Here is a 22,061-nt window from a genome sequence, read left to right as displayed (position 1 = left end):
CAGATGCATTAGCCTTAAACTTAAGCCCCAGCCCTTTTGAACCCACAGAAAATGTTCGCGTACAAACTTCAAAAAAACAAGAACGACAACCTGTATTATTCGTTGTCGATATTTATGAATATGGATGTTCAGAGAAGTCTATTTGTACTTTACCTGCTTCAACTTGGAATCAACCAGGGAGAAATAGGCATCCTTCAATCCTTTTTATTCTTTTCTTCAGTGGCGTTAGAAATCCCCTCTGGTTTGCTAGCAGATCGATATGGTCGCAAATGTTCGCTTATAATCGGCTTTTTAGGGTTGTTTACAAGCGGGGTTGGCTTTTTACTATTTTCAGACTTCATTCCTTTCGCAATTATCTTTTGCCTGTTCGGCGCGAGCATTGCCATGGGCTCGGGCTCGGATCGGGCGCTATTATACGATAACTTATTGGCTGAAAATCGGGCTGAAGATTACCCTAAAATACTATCGCGTGCGCGTGCTATTGGTGCGATATCGTTAGGTTTGTCCATGTTGGTTGGTGGTGTATTACAAGACACATGGTCCTGGAATGGTGTTTATGTTTTCTTTGCGATCTCAAAGCTTATGGGGGCTATTGTCGTAACGTTCATTCCCGAAATGAAATTGCCGTCCATTTCTTTATCCCACGATAAAGAGATCGACGTCACTCATGAAAAAGCAGAAGGAATTTTTACCTCGCTCGTTAAATTTTTTCGCTCTAAAAACGGCGCCTTCCTCATCCCCTTATTTATTGGATTCGCTTTATTCGAACTTTCAACGATTCCTTTATTTATCTATGGGCAGCCATTTTTCTCCTTGCAGGGTTTAGCGATACCTTTCATTGCAGGCATTTATGCTGCCATTGAAGGCATCTCGGCAATCATGTTCATGTTTGCTGGGTTTATTTGCTCCAGATTTTCTCTCGGGATAATTGCTTTCACTACAACCATTATTGTTACACCTCTTCTTTTGGTCCTATCAATGGATATCGGAACAACCGCTTCAATTGCAATCTTTCTGTTGATCATGTCGCTTCCCGCTATTTATGAAACATCATATGAAACCTATATCCACGATAATGTCGAATCGCGAATCCGAGCATCCTGTCTCTCCGTTGCGAACCTAGTCAACTCAGTTATTATTGGATTTTCCTATACTGTTTTCGGTGGATTACTCGAAAAATATGGTTTTTCGTTAACTTTAATTATAGTTGCAATCGCCTGTTTTATTGGTTTGTTTGGTGTAGGTGCAACGCTGCTGGCAGGCGACAAAAAAGGCCATTTAGAGAGACAGGAAGCTTGAATAAATCCGCACTCCCCTGAGCCTCTCTCCGCTCACCGCGTCCGTCGTCAATATTTGATTTGTTATTCCGGAAAGCCTGCCGACCTTTAACGAGAAGGATCAAGCTGTCAGAGTTGACCGTAGGGCTTTGTAAGGAAGATCCAAATATCCTTAACGACCCACGAGTCTTATGAACTTTTGAGCGATTGCTTCTAATATCAAACGGCACCGCAAACATCTTTAAGTAATAACGGAGGGCACCACCATGGCAATTGTACCGACGACCGACCTCATACAACGCTCAAAGGCCACCAGCGCTTACCTCATCAAAAACCCTGGAGAAGTCAAAAACGCCTTCACACCACCCGACGAATCAAAAGCGGCTGACGTACTTAAAACAGGCACGCAAAAAGAAATTACCGAGCTGAAAATCTTTCTAAAAGACTATGACATGTCGTCAATCAGTACCGACGAGCTCAAAAAAGTGGGTAGGCGGCTTTACGACAGCGGAGTGATCGATGTGGAGGCATTTGGGATGTTTATCGCTGGCGACTTGGCCAACGATGAAAAGGGGCGCCCTACGAATACGCATGTAAAATTCAATGCCATCGCGCTATTCAACGAGCGTTTGAAAGACTACGACAATTTCTTGATAGACAATCCAAAATTAGCAACACAAGACAACCTGGCCTGGAGACGAGGAATGTTAATTGCCAACCAAGCTGTCGGTGCGCTGGCTTACTTCGCTAACGCCTCCCACGATAAATTTTCCATAGATGAGCAGGTTTGATTTAAGCGGAGCCTACAGTAGGCGAACCCCAACCCGCCTCTGTAGGCTCACCCGCTCAGCGACCGTATTTAACCGTTCCCAAGTAAACTTTCGGTGCAGCATCCGGATTCTTCAATCTCACTCGATAACTCCCGAACTCACCACTGAACAACACGTTACTACCTGTATTGCCTGCTACCCGTTGCCAGGTAGAGCCGACTTCACGCTCAATGGTCAATTGCGGCGGCCTGCCCCGATCTACCGCTGAAATCGTCGCATCAATGTTCGCACTAAAGCATCCATTAGCAGACGTTATCGTGAATGGGCCATAGGCCGTTATCTCGATCTCCGGTTGTATGATCCCGGTGTAGGTGTCGGTAATACTCCAGCATCCCGCAGATGCCTGAAAAGATAGAGCTGTCGTAGCTAGAACTACTAGTGCAAAAAACCTTTTCATGATTTCCATCCTCACAGTTGAATGACAGATTGATCAAGTGACCTACCTATCCCCCAACCCCTCAGACAGAACTACAGGTAGGAATCACCCACCTACAATGCACGTTTTATAACCCTGAATATGCCAGACGCGTCCTATCATCAAATAAGCCAACGCTGTCATACCCAGGAGAAAGTCTTGGTCAGTTATTTCCTAGTCCCGCAGGGCGGCAACTAAAACCGGCTGTGTTCATTCAGAATCAAACTTCGATAATGCCCAGGATTGGACCCCGACCACTTACGAAATGCCTTATAAAATGAACTTGCATCGGCAAACCCCAGTCGCGCTGCGATTTCAGCGAAGCTGATCTGCGGTTCGGCCAGCCAGACAATCGCCAGTTCCTTGCGCACGCTGTCCTTGAGGCCCTGGTAGGTCTGCCCTTCTTCCGCCAGACGGCGGCGCAGGGTGGAGGCGGAAATGCATAGCCGGGTCGCCAGGCCCTCGGTTTCCGGCCAGGTCTCGGGGGGCATTTGGCGCAGGTCGTGTTTGAGGCGATTGGCGAGGCTATCAGGGTCGCGGTATTTGACCAGGATGTTGGCTGGTGCATGAGCCAGGAAGCGCTTGAGTTCCTCGTTACTGCGCTTGATCGGCAGGTCAAGGCAGTCTGCGGAAAAGATCATGCGCGTGCGTGGCCGATCAAAACGCAGGTTGTCGGAAAACATCACTTGGTAATCGTCGCAAAAGTCCGGCTGCGGGCAACGCAGCTCGATGGCCAGGATCGGAATCCGGCGCCCCGCCAGCCAACACGCCACCCCGTGGACAATCATCCAATAGGTAAAATAGGTAAATGCCCGATTGGGTTGCGCCTCGGGTTCCACCAACACGATTTCCGCCAGACTCTGCTGGCGGACCAGTTGCGCGGGCAACCGCTCGAGCATCAGCGACAGGAACCCCAGCCCGGTTTCCAGGCCGTCGGCCAGGGTCGGTTGCGCGATGGCGGCGCGGCAGAGAAACGCCAGGCTGCCGGATTTGAGCTTGCGCGGGTCCATCCCGAAAAACTCATCGTCCATGCGCCGCGCCAACAAACGCCACAACCGCGCATACGCCGTCGCCGGCACACGAGCGTCGCCCTGCTCCAACGCCGCCGGGTCGATACCGGCCTTGCTCAGTACTTCGGCAATCGCCAAGTCGCACGCGCAGCTCTGCAGCAGCGCCTCACGCACAAGATGGATGGAGATAGTGTCTTTTTCCGCCATGGGGAATGGGCTTTTCAACGGCGCATAAGCAAGGCCTGCATCATAAAGGCGCTTGCGATTCGCCACCACCGTTCAGCCTCGGTTCAGCGAAAGTCAATATTTCTTGTTTAGCAATGAGTATCATTATGTTACAAATTGCCATCCCATCCAGTCATGATTGCGGTGCCGAATGCTTGTTCCTTTTTTAATCATGCTGCGCGAAGGCATTGAAGCCGCATTGATCGTTGGCATCATCGCCAGTTACCTGCAACAGACCGGCCGTGGCCAATGGATGCCCGCCGTGTGGATCGGCGTATTTCTCGCCGCCGCCCTGGCCCTGCTGGTAGGCGGTGGCCTGGAGCTGGTCAGCGCTGAGTTCCCGCAGAAACAACAGGAGCTCTTCGAAGGCGTCGTAGGGTTGATCGCCGTGGGCATCCTCAGTTCCATGGTGTTCTGGATGCGCAAGGTCGCACGCTCCATCAAGCACAGCCTGCATGAATCCCTCGACCACGCCCTGGCTGGTTCAAAACATCAAGTGTTCGCGCTGATCGCCATGGTGTTTTTCGCCGTGGCCCGTGAGGGGTTGGAGACGGTGTTCTTCCTGCTGGCCGTGTTCCAACAGAGCGAAGGCCCCGGCGCGCCGATCGGTGCCCTGCTCGGCCTGATCCTGGCGATTGTGGTCGGCTTGCTGATCTATTCCGGCAGCATGCGCTTGAACCTCGGCGCGTTCTTCCGCTGGACCGGCCTGTTCATTCTGGTGGTCGCCGCCGGCATCCTCGCCAACTCAGTGCAGGCCTTGCATGAAGCCGGCGTGTGGAACCACCTGCAAACCGTGCTGTTTGACTTCAGCGCCGCGCTGCCCATGGACAGCCCGCTGGGCTCGGTGCTGGCCGGTATGTTCGGTTACCAGGAAGCGCCGACCGTCAGCACCCTGGGTGCTTATCTGATTTATCTGGTGGTGGCCCTGGTGATGTTCTTCCTGCCTTCGGCGCCCGCCAAGCCGATTGCCAAATCTTCTTCCGTTTCCAGCCAGTAAGGACCGCCTCTTGTCCAACCCAACCCCTCAACCGGCCCCACCGTCCCGCGCCCTGCGCTGGGCCGTGGCCGGCTCGGTGATCGTGATGATCGCCGCCGGTGGCTTGTTCTACTACGCCTCGCAGTTGGCCGCGGCCAAACGCCAGAGCAACCACAATGAAATCGCCGTGACCATCCACAGCCACGCCTGCGAACCCAACGCGCTGACCATGCCTGCCGGGCGTGCCAGTTTCCGTATCATCAACCGCTCCGACCGTGCGGTGGAATGGGAAATCCTCGACGGTGTGCTGGTGGTCGAAGAGCGCGAGAACATCGCGCCCGGTTTGAGCCAGGTGATCAACGCCAACCTGTTGCCCGGCGACTACGCCATCACCTGCGGCCTGCTGAGCAACCCACGCGGCACCCTGCATGTGACGCCGACTGCCGAGTCCGACGCACAGGCCAAGGCCAAACCGTCGATGGTGGCGTTTATCGGCCCACTGTCAGAGTTCCGCGTGTACCTGAGCAGCCAGGGCAGCGCGCTGGTCAAGGCCGTGACCGCCCTGCAGCAAGCCATTGACGCCGGTGACCTGGCCCAGGCGCAAGCGCTGTATGTGCCGGCCCGCGAAGCCTACCAACGGCTGGCGCCCGCCTCCCAGCGCCTGGCCGAACTGGACAACGCCATCAACGCGCGTGCCGACTACTTTGAAAAGCGCGAGCAAGACCCCGCGTTCAGTGGCTTCCACCGCCTGGAATACAGCCTGTTCCAGCAGCACAACCTGGACGGCCTGGCACCGGTTGCCCAACGCCTGGTCAGCGATGTCACCCAGCTCAAGCAACAATTGCTGACGCAGTCGCTGCCACCGGAACAACTGGTCGGCATCGTGGTACGCAACCTCAACAGCCTGGCGGACACGCGTGCGATCAGCGGTGAAGAAGAACGCTACAGCCACGTCGACTTGAACGGCTTTGCCGCCAACCTTGCGGTGGCACGCAAGGTGGTCGACCTGATGCGCCCACTGTTGACCCAATCCGCTGCCGACCTGTTGCCCAAGGTCGACAGCGCGCTCGACGCGTTCGATGCCGAACTCAATGGTTTCAAAGTCGACGGTCAATTCAGCCGCTACGACAGCGTTACGGCCGATCAGCGCAAGCAGATCGCCGACAAGGCCAAGGCTCTGGCCGTTGCACTCGATGGAATCGACCCCGCCCTTGGCCTTTCCGGCCTGCAGTGAAGACGACCGCACACATGAGTGATTCTGAACACACCAACCTCCAACGTCGTCGTGTCCTGTTGGGCATGGCGGCCACCGGCGCGGCGATTGCCGGCAGTGCCCTGACCTGCCCGGCCATGGCCGCCGCAGCCGAGCAAGTCACCACCGCCCCGCGCAGCGACAAGACCCAGGACCACCAGGATTTCTTCGGCAAACACCAGACCGGCATCGTCACCCCGCGCCCGGCCTGCGGCATGGTGGTGGCGTTCGATGTACTGGCCGGCGACCGCGAAGACCTGGAGCGTCTGTTCCGTACGCTGAACGAACGCATCCACTTCCTGATGACCGGCGGCCCCGTGCCGCAAGTCGACCCGAAACTGCCGCCGACCGACTCCGGCATTCTCGGCCCGGTGGTGACGCCGGACAACCTGACCATCACCGTATCGGTGGGTGAATCGCTGTTCGATGAGCGCTTCGGCCTGGCGGCGGTCAAGCCCAAGCGCCTGATCCGCATGGTCGGCTTTCCCAATGATGCATTGGAGCCGGCGCAGTGCCATGGCGACTTGAGCCTGCAGTTTTCCTCCAACACCACCGACACCAATATCCACGCCCTGCGCGACATCGTGAAAAACCTGCCGGACCTGCTGCTGGTACGTTGGAAGCAGGAAGGCAGCGTTCCGCCCCAGGCCCCGGCCAAGCCCGGCGAACCGGCCCAGAGCGCGCGCAACTTCCTCGGTTTTCGCGATGGTTCGGCCAACCCGAATTCCAACGACGACAAAGCCATGGACCAGATCGTCTGGGTGCAACCGAGCAGCGATGAACCGGCCTGGGCCGCCAACGGCAGCTATCAGGCGGTGCGGATCATCCGCAATTTCGTCGAGCGCTGGGACCGTACCCCACTGCAGGAACAGGAAAGCATCATCGGTCGGGTCAAACCCACGGGCGCGCCCATGGATGGCCAGCACGAAAGCCAGGTGCCGGACTACAGCAAAGACCCGGAAGGCAAGTTTACCAAGCTTGATGCCCACATCCGCCTGGCCAACCCGCGTACGCCGCAGACCCAGGCCAACCTGATCCTGCGTCGGCCGTTCAACTACTCCAACGGCGTCAATAAAAACGGTCAGCTGGACATGGGGCTGTTGTTCATCTGCTACCAGGCTGACCTGGAGAAAGGCTTTATCAGCGTGCAAACCCGGCTCAACGGCGAGCCCCTGGAGGAATACCTCAAGCCGGTCGGCGGCGGGTACTTCTTCACCTTGCCGGGCGTCACGGGGCCCAAGGACTTCCTCGGGCGTACGCTGCTCGCGGCCTCGCACCCTCAAACCACTGCCAATACCTAAAACAAACCCAGAGCGGATACGTCCCATGAAGAAGTCGTCTATCGCGTTGTCGTTGTTAATGAGTCTTTCGCCGTTGGCCGCTTTCGCCGCCACTGCGCCGCTGGACCTGGTAGGCCCGGTGTCGGACTACAAGATCTACGTCACCGAAGAAATCGGTGAACTGGTCACCCAGACCCAGGCGTTCACCGACGCCGTGAAGAAAGGCGACCTGGCCACCGCCAAGAAACTCTATGCGCCGACCCGCGTGCACTACGAGTCGATTGAGCCGATCGCCGAATTGTTCAGCGACCTCGACGCGTCTATCGACTCGCGTGTCGACGATCACGAGAAAGGCGTTGAAGCCGAAGACTTCACCGGCTTCCACCGGATCGAATACGCGCTGTTCTCCAAGAACACCACCGAGGGCCTGAGCGCCCTGGCCGATAAGCTGAACGGCGACGTCAAGGACCTGCAGACCCGCGTCGAAGGCCTGACCTTCCCGCCCGAGAAAGTCGTCGGCGGCGCCGCTGCGCTGCTCGAAGAGGTCGCGGCCACCAAGATCTCCGGTGAAGAGGACCGCTACAGCCACACGGACCTGTATGACTTCCAGGGCAACGTCGACGGTGCGAAGAAAATCGTCGATCTGTTCCGTGGCCAGATCGAGAAACAGGACAAGACGTTCCTGGCCAAAGTCGACAAGAACTTTGCCACCGTGGACAAGATCCTGGCCAAGTACAAAACCAAGGATGGCGGTTTTGAGACCTACGACAAGGTCAAGGAAAACGACCGCAAGGCCCTGGTCGGCCCGGTCAATACCTTGGCCGAAGACCTGTCGACCCTGCGCGGCAAATTGGGCTTGAACTGATCTTTGCGCGCGCCTTCGCCACCGTCGCGGCGAAGGCGTCTGTGAGGTCAGGCGGCCGACGGCTGAAAGCCCTGCAGGGGCGCCCCTTCAGGCTTGAAGGTGTGCGGGTTGATCGCATACCACAGGTTGTTTTTCTGCACGGCGTACAACGGGCGTCCGGCACAGGTGCCGGCGCGACTGCCGGCAGGCTGGCCGGATTCTGCGTTGACGCTGGAATACACGCCGGCCCCCCAGCGACACTTTTCAAACACAGTTGCAGGCAGGTAGATATCCGCCCCCAGGGCGCGCAACTCTCCGCGCATGAAGTTTTTACCGAAAGCCGCCACCTTCTGCCCCGTTTTCAATACCCCAATGGCGCCATCCAACGGATTGAGCACGCTGCGAAAAAACGGTGATACCCCCGCGAACCCCTGCATGGAAAATGCCCTGCCATTAAATGGCAATACCACTTTCAGCCCTCTGTAAAAGCTCTTCACACCCGCTAACCCACCGGTCACTGCGAACGAGGCGAAATCGATCAATATCCCGCGTACCCCTTGCGCCGTCTTGCCCTCCGCGACATCGGCGAAGGCGCCGACAAAGGGCAGCAGGCCCAAGACCATCCGCAGGTTTTCAGGGCCGAAAACGTCCTCGGAGCCAAACGGGAATGCACGGCGGCGTTGATAGTCGGTGGGCTGGTTGGCATAGCGGAGCAAAGGCTCACGCGGCATGGCAAAGCTGTTACTCAGTACGCCCTCGACAATGCGGCCGATCTTTGCGCTGCTGAACGTCGTGGGTACCGGCAGCTGTGCGTGCTTTGGATGGCCGGGTATCAACGTGGCAGGCAGGTCGGTCGCGGCCTTTTCGATGATGACCGATGACTGCACGCCGGCTTTCGGCTCGCTGCCAGTTTTATACGCCGCGAAATCAAAGCTGGCAGGTTTTGTGTGTCGGAACTCGCGCCGCACATACGCAAAGGGGCCATGGGGTTTCTGCCCCACTTCGACCTGCCCGCCCAGCGGCAGCGTGTAGCTCAAGTCGTCGCGCTTGACGATACGCATGGCGCCGGGGAACACCTCGAAATACCCGAACCGAGGCTCGACGGCGCCGGTCTCGTAACGGATCAACGTGCCATGCGTGCCCTTGTGTTCGGCCACCTTGGAATCGGCGCCTTCATCGTCCTCAATGGCCTCGCCGGTCTCCTCGCGCAAACTGAAGAATTCGATTTGCCCCACTTCAAGGGCCTTACGGTCTTCCAGCGGCAACTGCGCAAACATGAGTTTGAGTACCGTGGCCTGGGCCGCACGGCAATCAGCCACGTAGCGCTCGATGGCGGGCGCTACCAGCGGTGCGATTTTCGGCAGTTTTTTGATCCGCTCATCAAAATCCGCCTGGGAAATGCGTGGATGTTCGAACTTGTACTTCGCTTTACCGGCGCGGTATTCGTTCAGCCACGTGTTGAACGCGACCAGCGCACCCGGCGAGTCTTGTTCCGCCAGAAGAAACTCAGTCAACAAAACCTCATGGGGTTGGCCGTGCTGCCTGGGATCCGCCACCCGCCGCAAGGTGAAGCCACGGATTTCATCTTCGCTCATCTCGGGAAACAGTAGCGTCAATTGCTCGACAAGCAGGCGGGTCATCGAGGGCGGCTCGGCCGTCAGCGTCTGGAAGGCGTCGCGGAGGCTGTTTTGCTGCTCGGTGAAGGCTTGTGCAGCCGCCTGGTAGTTTTGCGCGGTGTATTTGCCGTCCAACGGCTTGGGAAACACGCCGGCCATCACGGCCCACTCCAACAAAGGCAGGGTGCCCACACCTTTGATCAACGCCTCCTGCTCCGGGTTTTGCGGTTGCAAGCGTGCCAGGGCATTGACTTGCGTTGCGTTCATCGCCCGCGAACTGCCTGGCCCGGCGAGCGCTTCGGCGATCCCACAGCCCAGACGCATGGCGAGCCATGCCGGGGAACCCATCCGCACGTCATCGGGGTTTTGCTTGAGTACTTGGGGTATTGAGGCAGGCAGTTGTGGGTCGGGCTTGAGCAACATTTCCGGCGCAGCCTGTGCCAGGAACATATGCGCCAGAAACGGCGCACTTTCAGCGCTGGCGCCTTTTTCCCGCAGGTGCCGCTCGATGTCGGCACGCACCTCTTTTTGCGTGCGCCCGAAATTGGCAGGCTGATAAATCGCGTAGCCGGCTACTTCTCCTGGTTTGCCCGGCAGGCTGCCCTGAAGGTTGAGCTTGAGCGCCGTAGCGAGCAACGCATGACGCTGCGCCCTGGGTAACGGCTGACCATCAGCCACGTCGAAAAGCTTGAGTTCCTTGGCCAAGGCTTCGGCCTGGGTCACGGCAGCGGGCGAATCAAAAAAAGCGGTCAACCGCCGGTCAGGGTCTGCAGACAACGCCTGCCAGGGGTCCGGGGTGGCCAGGAAGCTATCGAACAAACCGGCGACGCTCGCCGCGCCAGTCTTTAGCACTTCACAGTCAGCCGCCGTCAATGCGCCCGGTGTCCAGGTGTAGGGGGTCAAAGCTGCGTAGTCAGCGGTGAGCGGCGGCTCAGGCCATCGCGTGTCGAGCCAAGCTTGCACGTCGCGGCCTTGCTCGAGCGTCGTGGGCGAACTCAGGCCAAAGAAATCCACTGCCTGGCGCATATCCCAAGTATCGGTGGAGTACAGGGCGTTGCCGGTTTTCTGACTTTGCTCGACCAAGGCTTGTAACCGGCTCTTCATTGCCTGCACGCCAGGGTCGGGATTCTTGCCTACTTCGTCATCGAAGTAGGCTTGCAGGGACCGCCACGTGCCCTTCGCATCACATTGTTGAAGCTCGCCCTGACTGATTCTGAAACGGTCACCGACGCTGTCCAGGCCGATTTTCTCAAGAAAGTCCCGAAACGCTGGTGAGGCGAGCAGCTCGACAAAGGCTTGGCGTGGCAATTGGCTGTTGCGCTCCAGAGAAGAGCCCGGTGGCGCCACATAGGCTTGCTCATCCAACCGCAGAGCCTCGCCCTCCTTCAGGCCTCGCAAGCGCTGGCGAAGTTGTTCGGCCAAACCGCTGCGAGCGGTTGCATCGCTGTTCGCCGTCACTGTGCGGGTAAAAGCGTCGCGCCACTGCTGGCGCTTCTCAACGCTGATGGGCGGCCAGCCATTGCGCTTCAGGTGTGCCCCCAGCGCGGGTGCCGCCTGCTCGTTCTTCGCAGGTTGCACCCCATAAAAATCCAGGATGATATCCCGCGGGATCGGCTCGGAGGGCATGTTGGCGGGAATCCCCAAGTCACTCGGCGAGAGTATTTTTTGCACCTTGCGAAGCTTGCCGCCGGCCTCCCACCAGCCGGAACCATCGGTGGTGGTAAACCGTACGAAGGTGTCTTTTCCATCGCGACTGACCACGCCCACCACACTGTCGCTGAACACTCGCACCGTAGAGATCTTCAAGCCCTTGGCGCGAAACCAGTCCTGCACTGGCGGCTCGCTGAGTGCCTGTTGGTATTGACTGATAAACGGCCCAATCGAGGCATTTCGCGGGATAAGCGGCTCAGGGGCAACCCCTGAACTCAGCCAGCGCCCCACCTTGGTCTGCAGGGTTGCATCGCCTTTGGGCGCGTTTTCTTCGGAGGGGAATCGACGTGGCGCTTCAGCTACGGCAGCCGTGGCGCCACGCTTGTCTCGCGTTGACGGGTTCGACACCGCCCCATCCGACGCAGGAGGCAGGTGGGAGAACCGGTTGTAAGGGTTTACCTGGATAAGCGACATTTCTATTTCCTCTCTACCAGTCAGAATGGTGAGAGTTCTCGTCCGTAAGAACTGTCGAGAGGAAATCTACAAGTCGCAATTGGGCTCTTTCGTAAGCCAAGTCCCAAAAAGATGCAGGCAGAAACCGGGAATTATCTTGTGACGCTCAGCGCTTACAGAATCCGGTACAACAACCGCTCAATCCGCACCCGACTGACCCGCCGTAAAAACTTGCCTACGGCCGGGGGGTAGTCCACCAGCGACTGCAACTGTTGATAGCCGGCAATCCGCGTGGTGTGCTGGAAAATTTGCGCCAGCTCCGCACGTCGCGGCGCCAGCCATTGGCCCTGGGGGTCATCGATCAGCAAACCGTTTTCCAGGTCGAGGCGGAACGCTCGCGGGTTGAGGTTATTGCCCGTGAGCAAGGTGTAGCGTTGGTCGACCCACATGCCCTTGAGGTGGTAGGTGTTGTCGCCGTCGCGCCACAGGTGCAGGTTCAACTGGCCACTGTCGATCACCGGCTGATGCCGCTTGGCGAAGCGGCGCAGGCTGATTTCGTAGAGGTACGGCAACGCTGCGATCACCTTGAACGGCTCGCTGGGCGGGATGTAGAAATCATTGGCGGTTTTGTCACCGACGATGATGTCGATCTTCACGCCTCGCGCCAGGGCACGGTTGAGCTCCCGAGTCACAGGCAGTGGCAGGTTGAAATACGGGGTGCAGATGGTCAGCTGATGCTGGGCGCTGGCGATCAGTTCTAGGACGACCCGGTTCAGCGGGTTGTTCTTGCCCACGCCCAGCAACGGGCTGACGGCCAGGTGGTTATTGGGCAACTGCCCGGCGGTGGTGTCGTAGGCCGCATGTTTCAGGCGGCTGCGCAGGTCGCCGATGTCGTTGCGCAGGCTGCGGGTGGTGGGCGGGTTGGGCAGGTCCAGGCGATGCACCGCCTTGGAAGCGACCAGGCCATGCTCCACCAGATGCTGCATGGAGTCGGCCAGCGGCTGGCTGTGGATCAAGTGGTAGCGGTCATAACGGTACTTGTCGAACTTGTGCAGGTACACGTTGTTCAGGCTCGCGCCGCTATACAACACGCTGTCGTCGATCACGAAGCCCTTGAGATGCAACACGCCGAACAGTTCGCGGGTTTGCACCGGCACGCCGTACACCGGCACTTCGCTGGCATGGCTTTGGGTCATGGCCTGGTACCAGGCGCTGTTGCCGGGTTGCTTGCCGGCGCCGATCAGGCCCCGTTGTGCACGCAGCGAGTCGACCACGACCACAATGTCCAGCTCCGGCCGTGCGGCCTTGGCGGCATGTAACGCGTCGTAAATCTCCTGCCCCGCTTCGTCGTGCTGCAAATACAGCGCAACGATGTAGATGCGCCGAGTGGCCTGGGGAATCTTTTCCAGCAGGCAACGCCGGAACGCCTCGGCGCCGGACAGCACGTCAATGGCCTCGGGGGTGATTGGAAAACCGCGAAGTTTGGGCAACAGGGAGCGTTTGAAGAACGACGGCATAAGGCTCGCAATGGGTCGAATCCGAAGAGGCCACGAGCTTACACCATGGGTGCGCTCAGGTCTCGCAGTCACGCATTGAAAAAGTTTATTGACCAAGAAGAACGATCGTTCTACTGTTAGCCACATGAACGACATGACTCCCAGTGAAACCCGCGACATTATCCTCGACGTCACCGAGAAGTTGATCTATCGCCACGGCATCGCCGCCACCGGCATGGATTTCTTGGTGAAAACCGCTGGTGTGTCGAGAAAAAGCATTTATCGCTACTTCGCCAACAAGGACGAGTTGGTGATCGCCGCCCTGCAACGCCGCGATGAGCGCTGGATGCAGTGGCTGCGCGCAGAAGTGGAACGCAGCGAAAGCAGCGGCGAGCGCCTGCTGGCGCTGTTCAGTGCGCTGAAAACCTGGTTTGCGTCGGCGGACTTTCGTGGCTGCGCCTTCATCAACACCAGCGGCGAAACCGGTGACGCGCAAGACCCGGTGCGGCTGTTGGCCAAAGCCCATAAACAGAAACTGTTCGAGTACGCACTTGAACTGTGTGAAGCACATGGCACCCCCGACCCGCAACAGCAGGCCGCGCAACTGCTGATATTGATCGATGGTGCGATAACCGTTGCCTTGGTGATGGGCGATTCAACAGCCGCTGATAATGCGCAATGCATGGCGCGAACGTTATTAGGACTTGAGAACGCGTAAATCCGGCAACTCTCGATAACCCTTATTGTGTCAAGGAACTGCCCAATGTCATCTCTCCCGGAAACACGCCCGCCTTTGCCGCCCTTTACCCGCGAGTCGGCGATCGAAAAAGTTCGCCTGGCCGAAGACGGCTGGAACTCCCGCGATCCACAGCGAGTATCCCTGGCCTACACCCTGGATACGCAATGGCGTAACCGCGCCGAATTTGCCCACAACCGCGAAGAAGCCAAGGGCTTCCTCACCCGTAAATGGGCCAAGGAGCTGGACTATCGGCTGATCAAGGAATTATGGGCGTTTACCGATAACCGGATTGCGGTGCGGTATGCCTATGAATGGCACGATGACTCCGGCAACTGGTTCCGTTCCTACGGTAACGAGAACTGGGAGTTCGACGAAAACGGCCTGATGGCGAACCGCTTTGCCTGCATCAATGACCTGCCGATCCAGGAAAGCGAGCGCAAATTCCACTGGCCGCTGGGCCGACGCCCGGATGATCATCCGGGGCTGTCCGAACTGGGGCTCTAAACATTTAGAGCGGACGACGGATAACCTGTGGCCAGGGAGCTTGCTCCCGTTGGACTGCGTAGCAGGCCCAGTCTTTTCAAACCAAAAACTGGGGCCGCTTCGCGGCCCAACGGGAGCAAGCTCCCTCGCCACAGTGACAGCAGCAAGCCCTGACTGACTGGCATTGCACGGCAACACACTCAGTCCTGGTTCAGGCCAACCCTGTACAACACGCCGTCATCCTCATCCGTGAGCACATACAGATAGCCATCCGGGCCCTGCCGTACATCGCGGATGCGGGCTTTCAAGCCGCCGAGCAAACGCTCCTCATGGATCACCTTGTCGCCATCGAACTGCAGGCGTATCAGTTCCTGGCTGGCCAAGGCACCAATGAACACGTTGTGCTGCCAGGGTTTGAAACGATCAGCATCGTAAAACGCCATGCCACTGATGCCCGGTGATTTCTCCCAGACGTGATGGGGCGCCACGGTGCCTTCCACTTCCTTGCCCTTGGCCTCCGGGATCGGCGTCAACGAATAGTCGATGCCGTGAGTCGCCAGCGGCCAACCGTAATTCTTGCCACGCTCGATGATGTTGATTTCATCACCACCGCGAGGCCCATGTTCGTTTTCCCAGATCGTGCCGCTCCACGGGTTCATTGCCAGACCCTGCGGGTTACGCTGGCCATACGACCAGATTTCGGGGCGTACGCCCTGCTGGCCGACAAAGGGGTTGTCCTCCGGCACCCGGCCATCCGGGAAGATGCGCACCACCTTGCCTTGCAACTTGTCCAGGTCCTGGGCCGTCGGGCGATCGTTGTTTTCACCCAAGGTCACAAACAGGTAGCCATCACGGTCGAAAGCCAGGCGCGAGCCGAAGTGGTTACCGGTCGACAACTTGGGTTCCTGGCGCAGGATGACCTTGAAGTCCTTCAAGCCGCTCAAGTCATCGGCCAGGCGCCCACGCCCGACGGCGGTACCGGCCTTGCCCCCCTCGCCACCGCCTTCGGCGTAGGACAGATACACCAGGCGGTCCTGCTTGAAGTCCGGTGACAGCACGACGTCAAGCAAGCCGCCCTGCCCTTTGGCCCACACCTGAGGTACGCCGGTCAGCGGTGCCGACAGTTTGCCGTCCGGGCTGACGAACCGCAGGTGGCCAGGACGCTCAGTCACCAGGAAACCTTGTTTATCCGGCAGGAATGCCACGGCCCATGGATGCTCCAGCCCCTTGGCGACCGGCGTGACGCTGATGCTGCCCTGCTCGCTGGGAAACTGTTGAGCCTGCGCCGCAAACACGGCCGTCAATGGAAGTAGCGTGGTTGCACACATCGCGGCTAGCAGGGTTTTGCGTAGAAACATAAGACGTCGTCCTTACCGGCGATTGCCGTTGGCATCATAGGTGGGTGCTTTGGTTTCGGTCGCGGGCCGGCTGGGGGCGCTGTCGCGCTGGGGATAGCGATTGCCGATACCGCCGTTTTCCAGGGTCGGCGCGGGGCCGCTGGGAGTGGCCGGGATACCCCGAGTGGGCGGCGCATTGGGCACCGTGCCCTGCATGCTGTTGGGGTTGGCCCGATGAATAGGGCTGTTGTTGGTATCAAAGTGGCCGGGCAGATTTTGCGCCTGGGCCAAGGGCACCAGCGCCAGGCCCAACGCCAATGCAGCGAAATAACGTACACAACGGTTCATGACTATGCCTCTCTGAAGCGGACAACACGTGCTTTCGATAACACGCTACGCCTAGGGTTCGGCATTCGTAACTAAATACTTTCTGATCAGGTGTAACACGATCTGTCCGTGCATCCCTCCGTCGAAACTTTTTCCCGAGCCGGCCAGTCACCAGAAGACCGGCACTTCTCAAGGAATCGCACTTATGCCACGAGCAATCTGGAAAGGCGCCATCAGTTTCGGACTGGTCCACATCCCTGTCTCCCTGGTCTCGGCGACGTCTTCACAAGGCGTCGATTTTGATTGGCTGGACAAACGCAGCATGGACCCGGTGGGTTACAAACGCATCAACAAGACCACCGGCAAGGAGGTCACCAAAGAGAACATCGTCAAGGGCGTGGCCTATGAAAAGGGTCGCTACGTAGTGCTCAGCGAAGAAGAAATCCGCTCAGCTCACCCCAAGTCGACCCAGACCATCGAAATCATCGCCTTTGTCGCCAGCGACCAGATCCCCCTGCAAAACATTGACACGCCCTACTTCCTGGCCCCTGACAAACGCGGCGGCAAAGTCTATGCGCTGCTGCGCGAAACCCTGAAGAAAACCGGCAAGGTCGCCCTGGCCAATGTCGTGCTGCACACCAAGCAGCACCTGGCGGCGCTGATGCCACTGGAATCGGCCCTGGTGCTGGTCATGCTGCGTTGGCCCGCCGAAGTGCGCAGCCTGGACGAACTGGAATTGCCCAGCGACGTCACCAAGCCCAGCCTGGCCAAGGGCGAGCTGGAAATGGCCAAGCGCTTGGTGGAGGACATGAGCGCCGACTGGCAACCGGACGATTATCGCGACAGTTTCCAGGACAAGATCATGGCGCTGGTCGCGAAGAAGGCCAAGGCCGGCAAGATCGAAGACGTGGAATCCAGCGAAGGCAGCGAGGAACGTAAGACCGCCGACGTGATTGACCTCACGGAATTGCTCAAACGCAGCCTGGCCGGTAAACCGGCGAAAAAAGCCGCCCCCAAAAAACCGCGCAAAGCTTCCTGAGCCGACCAAAGGAGCCCCTTGCCATGCCCAAGCCCCTGAGCGAATACAACCGTAAACGCGACTTCGAGATCACCGCAGAGCCCTCCGGCAGTGCGCCAGGCAACACGCGAGAGGCAGGCGCCCTGTCGTTTGTCATCCAGAAGCACGCCGCACGCAACCTGCACTATGACTTTCGCCTGGAATTGGACGGCGTACTCATAAGCTGGGCTGTGCCCAAAGGCCCCAGCCTGGACCCAAGCCAGAAACGCCTGGCGGTGCATGTCGAAGACCATCCGCTGAGCTACGGCACTTTCGAAGGCAGTATCCCGGCCGGTCAATACGGTGGCGGCGATGTGATCGTCTGGGACCGGGGCATCTGGCAGCCCCACGATGACCCGCACAAAGCCTATCGCGCCGGCAGGCTGAAATTCACCCTGGTCGGTGAAAAGCTCTCCGGCGACTGGGCCTTGGTGCGTACCCGCCTCCAGGGCAGTGGCGCCAAGGAACAATGGCTGCTGATCAAGGAAAAGGACCCGCAGGCACGCCCGGTCACCGACTACGATATCGTCGAGGCCGAACCGAACAGCGTTATCAGCAACGCTTCGGTGGGTAAACACACCGCGCGCACCCAGCCTTCTCACGCGCCTGTCGCCGTCCCGGCACAACGCTCCGCGCAAAAACGCGCCCCGCGTAGTCAGCTGAACATCACCCATGCCGACCGCGTCATAGACCCGCAGAGCGGCACGCAAAAGCAGCAATTGGCGCAGTTCTATGCACAGATCAGTGATTGGATCCTGCCGTTCCTGCGGCACCGGCCCGTGTCGCTGCTCAGGGCGCCAGAAGGCATTGAGGGCGAACAGTTCTTCCAGAAGCACTCAGAGCGCCTGGCCATTCCACATATCAAGCACCTGGAACCTGCGCTGGACCCAGGCCATGCGCGCCTGATGGAGATCCGCACCACCGACGGGCTGATCGGCGCCGTGCAGATGGGCACAATCGAACTGCACACCTGGGGCGCCACCACGGACAAGATCGAAACACCGGACCAATTCGTACTCGACCTTGACCCGGACCCGGCGCTGCCTTGGAAAAACATGCTGGAGGCGGCGCAACTGACGCTGTCGGTACTCGATGAGCTGGGGCTCGACGCATTCGTCAAGACCAGCGGTGGCAAAGGTTTGCACCTGATCGTGCCATTGGCACGCAGGGACGGCTGGGACACCGTCAAAGCGTTCGCCAAGGCCATCGCACAGTTCATGACCCGGTCACTGCCTGAACGCTTCACGGCCACCAGCGGCCCGAAAAACCGGGTCGGCAAGATCTTTGTCGATTACCTGCGCAATGCCCGTGGCGCCAGTACCGTTGCCGCCTATTCAGTCCGCGCACGACCTGGCCTGCCCGTGTCGGTGCCGATCAGTCGGGATGAATTGAAGGGATTGCAAGGCGCCCAGCAGTGGACGGTGGCAAACCTGCAGGAACGCCTGCAAGGTTTGAAGAACGACCCATGGGCCGGTTATGCCAACCGGCAGCGGATCAGCAAAAAGATGTGGGACAGGCTGGGCGCGCAACCACCGCAGTGATTCGCGCCGCCGCCAGGTTTCAGATGAGAATGAAGATCAGCGCCAAACCTGCAAAAATTGCCCATTTTTCCAGGTAGTAACGCGCACGATTGCGCTTTTTAAGCTCTTTGCCGCGCAGGCGAATCTTGTACAGCCGGGTAAAGGCACGGTTCAAGCCACCGGTCTTGTCGCCGTCGTCATTGGGCGAACCTGCAGCGGCCATCACATTGCGGCTGAACCAACGGTTGAACGCGGCCGCCCAGCGATACTTCATCGGGCGCTCGATATCACAGAACAGAATGATGCGGTTCTGCTGCGTAGCGTTTTCCGCGTAGTGAATGTAGGTCTCGTCAAACATGACTGGCTCGCCATCGCGCCAGTAATAGCTTTCACCGTCCACATTGATGTAGCACGCCGGATCATTGGGTGTATCCAGGCCCAGGTGGTAGCGGTAGGAGCCCGCGTAGGGGTCGCGGTGACGTACCAGCTTGGACCCCGGTGGCAGCTCGGCGAACATGGCGGCCTTGATCGAGCCGATGCTCTGCACCAACTCCGTGGTACGTGGGCACAGCTTCATCGCCGATGGGTGGCTGTCGCCGTACCACTTGAGGTAGAAGCGCTTCCAACCCGACTTGAAGAACGAGTTGAAACCCACATCGTTGTATTGATCCGAGCGTTTGATCGCCCCTGCCTGCATCAGGTTCTGACCTTCCTTGCGGATCTCCTCCCAATGCTCCTGCAAAGGGCTCAGGTCCGGAAAGTCACTGGCTGACAGAAAAGGACGGCTTGGCTGCTTGGAGAACAGATAAAGAAAGCAGTTGATCGGCGCCAGGAACGTCGAGTGATCGCTGAGTTGGCGGCCCAGCTTGTGCCGCACCCGGCCACGCAGGTGGACATACGCAATAGAGGCAACGTAGAGAAGAACAATGATGAGTTTCAAGGGATTCGTCACAAGTCAGGGAGAGAACAGGCTGCTCCTGTGGCCCATATCAGCCAAGGATGAAAAGGCAGCACCTGAAATCACAATTCACGTACAAGTGGCACACGGCACGCAAGCTCCTGCGACGTGTGACCATTGGCCGGTATTTAGCCACAGTTTGTAACCAAAGGTTAACTAAGAATTGTGAAAAGCTGTCGACTGAATGTGCTGGAGAATTTGTGGGCAGGCGCTCGCGCCCGCCCACGGGCGCAGGTCTTTTACGTCAAGGGTTGATCGTCTTTGCGTTCGCGGCGGGAAAAACTGCTGTCTTCCAATGCTGCGTAGGCTATGGCGCCTTGACGGCTGAGCATGAGATGGCGGATCAACGCGATCATCATCCCCAGCAATACGCCAGCCACCAGGCTCAAGGCAATGACCAAGGCTTTCTTCGGCTTGACCGGTGCCAATGGCTCCTGGGCGCGGCGGTCGATCGTGACCAACTTGAGGTTGCTCATATCGATGTTAAGACCACGCAAACGCGCAACTTCAGCGCGTAGCGGCTCGACATCCTTCAGGAAAATATCTTCATTCGCACGCTTTTTCAGGATCTCGACTTCCCGGTTGGACTCGAGCAGTTGCAGTTCCTTACCGATTTCCGCAATACGTGGGTTGGTGAAATCATCACTGGTTCGCTGCTGCAATGCGGAGCGCTCTGCTTCCAAGGCTTCGGTACCCATGAAGTACAGCGGGATCTTCTGATTGTTGACCTCGGTACGCATGACCTGACTCGAACCGCCACGCGAGTCATCGGCCATGGAGGACGGCGTGGTCGGTGTCTTGATCCCCATGGACTTGGCAATGGAGATGGCCTCGGCCAGTTCGGCCAGGCGATTGGTGCGCTCCATCTTCAACTGCAGACGCAAGGCACCTAGCTCATCCTGCAATTGCGCACGCTTGAGTCGATCAGCCTCAAGCAGCTTGGCGATCTTGGATTCCTTATCGGTATCGTAGTTGGCGCGGGCTGCGTCGATCTTGCCCTTGAGTTCAGTCAAACGGTTATTAACAATGACCTTGAGGTCTGCGCCGACTTGCTCACGCTCGGCTGCGATGGCGTAATCGACGAAGCCGTTGAGAATGCTCACACCGTCAACGTCCGTCGGGTACTGCAACTCCAGGCGAATATAGTTGCTCAGCGAGTCGGACTTCTTCGGGTCCGGCAGGATCAAGTTGACAGAGTTGCGGTTGAAATCTTCAAAGCTCTGTTCCAGGGTTTGCCCAGGCTTCTTGAAAGCCTTGAACAACTCTTCATGTTCCTTGAAAAAACCCAGGCGGGCTTCGTACGAATCCAACTGAGCCCCGACTTTCAATAGAGCGTCGGCGGGCGGGAGTTTGTAGACCTCAGAGCGGTTCAAGGCATCCAGCTCGTTGATCGCCGCAGGCCGAAGCACACTGCTGACTTCATAAGTCTTCGGCGCCAGGAAGGCATAACCCGCTCCCAAAACACCCACCAGAAGCGTACAACCCACGATCAGCTTTTTTTGCCGCCAAATACCCTGGAACAATTCAAATAGATCGATTTCATCGGAAGCGACAGCGGGCGGAAGCTGGGAAGTACGATTCAAAATAAGAACACCTCAAAATTGACACTAAAATGCCATCACTCTTCAAAGCCCTATGACTTTAAAAATCAGGGACAACGCCCTGGCACAACAGACCGATGGCAATGTGACCACTGAGTCCGATGAAAGATCCTACGAAGCTGGCGTTTATTTCTGTCTTATATAAGCAAACATCAACTACAACATTCATGTAGGGTCAATGCCCTTGGAAGCGTAGCCAATACAACATGAAAAAGCTGTCAAATCGCTGTCTTCTAAAGAAAAATTCCCACACGTCGTCTGGATTATCGTTTTTCATCCGATATAACTAGCTCTTCAACGCGCAGAAAAGGAATTTGCATGCCCTCCCATCCCCACTCCGACTATCAGGCCCTCCAAGGTGCTTGGGAACAGACTGCCCTTGAAGACAGCGGCGTGCTCAACCCCGCCGACGCCCACAGTGCGCCAGGTGCCATTACCACTATTGCAGGGGACAGCTTCCAAGTGACGACGGTCGATGGCGATGTCCTGTTGGCCGGCCGGTTTTCCCTGGACGCCAGCACCCACCCCAAAAGCATTACCTGGGTGGACTCCATCGGCGAGGATGCGGGCAAGCAGCTACCCGCCAGCTACCGGCTCGACGGCGATCATTTCGTCTTTATCGCGGCTGATGAAGGCATGCCCAGGCCGACGGTGTTCAGCACCGGCCCGGGGCAAACCATGCGAACGTTTGTGCGGCGCGGTTGAATGGGCGTAC

At 58.0% G+C, this 22,061-nt stretch carries 18 protein-coding genes; 11 read left to right on the top strand and 7 right to left on the bottom strand.

Going from position 1 to position 22,061, the window contains the following annotated elements; translation table 11 throughout:
- The first annotated feature begins 114 nt into the window (after window positions 1–114).
- Both C9383_RS11705 and C9383_RS11700 read left to right on the top strand, forming a co-directional pair.
- Window positions 115–1,299 (top strand): MFS transporter, encoded by a 1,185-nt coding sequence (locus tag C9383_RS11705; protein ID WP_090372419.1) that lies wholly within the window; start codon window positions 115–117, stop codon window positions 1,297–1,299.
- Window positions 1,300–1,543: 244 nt separating this feature from the next.
- Window positions 1,544–2,068 (top strand): hypothetical protein, encoded by a 525-nt coding sequence (locus C9383_RS11700; protein WP_090371250.1) that lies wholly within the window; start codon window positions 1,544–1,546, stop codon window positions 2,066–2,068.
- A 648-nt stretch (window positions 2,069–2,716) separates the two neighbouring features.
- Here C9383_RS11700 and C9383_RS11695 read toward each other — a convergent pair.
- Window positions 2,717–3,739, bottom strand: a complete 1,023-nt coding sequence (locus C9383_RS11695; protein WP_090372421.1) for an AraC family transcriptional regulator — start codon at window positions 3,737–3,739, stop codon at window positions 2,717–2,719.
- A 169-nt stretch (window positions 3,740–3,908) separates the two neighbouring features.
- Between C9383_RS11695 and efeU the strand changes: the two genes are divergently transcribed.
- From efeU to efeO (C9383_RS11675), 4 genes are read left to right on the top strand one after another with little or no spacing between them, the layout of a single operon-like run.
- Window positions 3,909–4,754, top strand: a complete 846-nt coding sequence (efeU, locus tag C9383_RS11690) for an iron uptake transporter permease EfeU (protein ID WP_090371252.1) — start codon at window positions 3,909–3,911, stop codon at window positions 4,752–4,754.
- Between the two features lie 10 nt (window positions 4,755–4,764).
- On the top strand, window positions 4,765–5,967 hold the full coding sequence (gene efeO, locus C9383_RS11685; RefSeq protein WP_090371254.1) for an iron uptake system protein EfeO: 1,203 nt from the start codon (window positions 4,765–4,767) through the stop codon (window positions 5,965–5,967).
- A gap of 14 nt (window positions 5,968–5,981) precedes the next feature.
- Window positions 5,982–7,286 carry an iron uptake transporter deferrochelatase/peroxidase subunit gene (efeB, locus tag C9383_RS11680; protein ID WP_090372423.1) on the top strand — a complete coding sequence of 435 codons (1,305 nt, stop codon included), beginning with the start codon at window positions 5,982–5,984 and terminating at the stop codon, window positions 7,284–7,286.
- Between the two features lie 25 nt (window positions 7,287–7,311).
- Entirely contained in the window at window positions 7,312–8,130 is an 819-nt protein-coding gene (gene efeO, locus C9383_RS11675) for an iron uptake system protein EfeO (RefSeq protein ID WP_060752815.1), read from the top strand.
- A 47-nt stretch (window positions 8,131–8,177) separates the two neighbouring features.
- On the opposite strand, the gene C9383_RS11670 is transcribed toward efeO (C9383_RS11675), so the two are convergent.
- Together C9383_RS11670 and pssA are read right to left on the bottom strand one after the other, a co-directional pair.
- Window positions 8,178–11,849, bottom strand: a complete 3,672-nt coding sequence (locus C9383_RS11670) for a hypothetical protein (protein WP_235863269.1) — start codon at window positions 11,847–11,849, stop codon at window positions 8,178–8,180.
- Between the two features lie 152 nt (window positions 11,850–12,001).
- Window positions 12,002–13,345 (bottom strand): CDP-diacylglycerol--serine O-phosphatidyltransferase, encoded by a 1,344-nt coding sequence (gene pssA, locus C9383_RS11665; RefSeq protein WP_090371256.1) that lies wholly within the window; start codon window positions 13,343–13,345, stop codon window positions 12,002–12,004.
- 124 nt (window positions 13,346–13,469) lie between these two features.
- Between pssA and C9383_RS11660 the strand changes: the two genes are divergently transcribed.
- Window positions 13,470–14,042 (top strand): TetR/AcrR family transcriptional regulator, encoded by a 573-nt coding sequence (locus C9383_RS11660; protein WP_060752813.1) that lies wholly within the window; start codon window positions 13,470–13,472, stop codon window positions 14,040–14,042.
- A 45-nt stretch (window positions 14,043–14,087) separates the two neighbouring features.
- Window positions 14,088–14,567, top strand: a complete 480-nt coding sequence (locus C9383_RS11655; RefSeq protein ID WP_060752812.1) for a nuclear transport factor 2 family protein — start codon at window positions 14,088–14,090, stop codon at window positions 14,565–14,567.
- A gap of 179 nt (window positions 14,568–14,746) precedes the next feature.
- Here the strand turns inward: C9383_RS11655 and C9383_RS11650 are convergent, their stop codons facing one another.
- The gene (locus C9383_RS11650) at window positions 14,747–15,904 is read right to left on the bottom strand and encodes a PQQ-dependent sugar dehydrogenase (protein WP_090371258.1); all 1,158 of its coding nucleotides are present in this window, start codon (window positions 15,902–15,904) and stop codon (window positions 14,747–14,749) included.
- Between the two features lie 12 nt (window positions 15,905–15,916).
- Entirely contained in the window at window positions 15,917–16,231 is a 315-nt protein-coding gene (locus C9383_RS11645; protein ID WP_090371260.1) for a hypothetical protein, read from the bottom strand.
- A 184-nt stretch (window positions 16,232–16,415) separates the two neighbouring features.
- Here C9383_RS11645 and ku point away from each other — a divergent pair, with 184 nt between their 5' ends.
- Window positions 16,416–17,249: a non-homologous end joining protein Ku gene (ku, locus tag C9383_RS11640; protein WP_060752809.1), complete on the top strand. Its 834-nt coding sequence runs from the start codon at window positions 16,416–16,418 to the stop codon at window positions 17,247–17,249.
- 23 nt (window positions 17,250–17,272) lie between these two features.
- Window positions 17,273–18,808 (top strand): DNA ligase D, encoded by a 1,536-nt coding sequence (gene ligD / locus C9383_RS11635; RefSeq protein ID WP_090371262.1) that lies wholly within the window; start codon window positions 17,273–17,275, stop codon window positions 18,806–18,808.
- A gap of 19 nt (window positions 18,809–18,827) precedes the next feature.
- Here ligD and lpxO read toward each other — a convergent pair whose 3' ends face one another.
- The gene (gene lpxO, locus C9383_RS11630) at window positions 18,828–19,727 is read right to left on the bottom strand and encodes a lipid A hydroxylase LpxO (protein ID WP_060752807.1); all 900 of its coding nucleotides are present in this window, start codon (window positions 19,725–19,727) and stop codon (window positions 18,828–18,830) included.
- Window positions 19,728–19,984: 257 nt separating this feature from the next.
- Window positions 19,985–21,328, bottom strand: a complete 1,344-nt coding sequence (locus C9383_RS11625; RefSeq protein WP_090371264.1) for an LPS O-antigen chain length determinant protein WzzB — start codon at window positions 21,326–21,328, stop codon at window positions 19,985–19,987.
- Window positions 21,329–21,664: 336 nt separating this feature from the next.
- On the opposite strand from C9383_RS11625, the gene C9383_RS11620 reads away from it, so the two are divergent.
- Complete coding sequence (locus C9383_RS11620) at window positions 21,665–22,051, top strand: TIGR03067 domain-containing protein (protein WP_090371266.1); 387 nt, start codon at window positions 21,665–21,667, stop codon at window positions 22,049–22,051.
- Window positions 22,052–22,061: the final 10 nt, after the last annotated feature.

Source organism: Pseudomonas palleroniana, from assembly GCF_003031675.1.
GTDB lineage: Bacteria > Pseudomonadota > Gammaproteobacteria > Pseudomonadales > Pseudomonadaceae > Aquipseudomonas > Aquipseudomonas palleroniana.
Note: the sequence above shows the minus strand (reverse complement) of the source record. Positions and strands in the feature narration are given on the sequence as shown.

Bases quoted from the DNA above. Each gene is read 5' to 3' on its own strand.
- efeO (WP_060752815.1), top strand. From the start codon at position 7,312: ATGAAGAAGTCGTCTATCGCGTTGTCGTTGTTAATGAGTCTTTCGCCG.
- efeU (WP_090371252.1), top strand. From the start codon at position 3,909: ATGCTTGTTCCTTTTTTAATCATGCTGCGCGAAGGCATTGAAGCCGCA.
- ligD (WP_090371262.1), top strand. From the start codon at position 17,273: ATGCCCAAGCCCCTGAGCGAATACAACCGTAAACGCGACTTCGAGATC.
- C9383_RS11700 (WP_090371250.1), top strand. From the start codon at position 1,544: ATGGCAATTGTACCGACGACCGACCTCATACAACGCTCAAAGGCCACC.
- C9383_RS11650 (WP_090371258.1), bottom strand. From the start codon at position 15,904: ATGTTTCTACGCAAAACCCTGCTAGCCGCGATGTGTGCAACCACGCTA.
- C9383_RS11695 (WP_090372421.1), bottom strand. From the start codon at position 3,739: ATGGCGGAAAAAGACACTATCTCCATCCATCTTGTGCGTGAGGCGCTG.
- efeB (WP_090372423.1), top strand. From the start codon at position 5,982: ATGAGTGATTCTGAACACACCAACCTCCAACGTCGTCGTGTCCTGTTG.
- ku (WP_060752809.1), top strand. From the start codon at position 16,416: ATGCCACGAGCAATCTGGAAAGGCGCCATCAGTTTCGGACTGGTCCAC.
- C9383_RS11645 (WP_090371260.1), bottom strand. From the start codon at position 16,231: ATGAACCGTTGTGTACGTTATTTCGCTGCATTGGCGTTGGGCCTGGCG.
- C9383_RS11660 (WP_060752813.1), top strand. From the start codon at position 13,470: ATGAACGACATGACTCCCAGTGAAACCCGCGACATTATCCTCGACGTC.
- C9383_RS11620 (WP_090371266.1), top strand. From the start codon at position 21,665: ATGCCCTCCCATCCCCACTCCGACTATCAGGCCCTCCAAGGTGCTTGG.
- pssA (WP_090371256.1), bottom strand. From the start codon at position 13,345: ATGCCGTCGTTCTTCAAACGCTCCCTGTTGCCCAAACTTCGCGGTTTT.
- C9383_RS11705 (WP_090372419.1), top strand. From the start codon at position 115: ATGAATATGGATGTTCAGAGAAGTCTATTTGTACTTTACCTGCTTCAA.
- C9383_RS11655 (WP_060752812.1), top strand. From the start codon at position 14,088: ATGTCATCTCTCCCGGAAACACGCCCGCCTTTGCCGCCCTTTACCCGC.
- C9383_RS11670 (WP_235863269.1), bottom strand. From the start codon at position 11,849: ATGTCGCTTATCCAGGTAAACCCTTACAACCGGTTCTCCCACCTGCCT.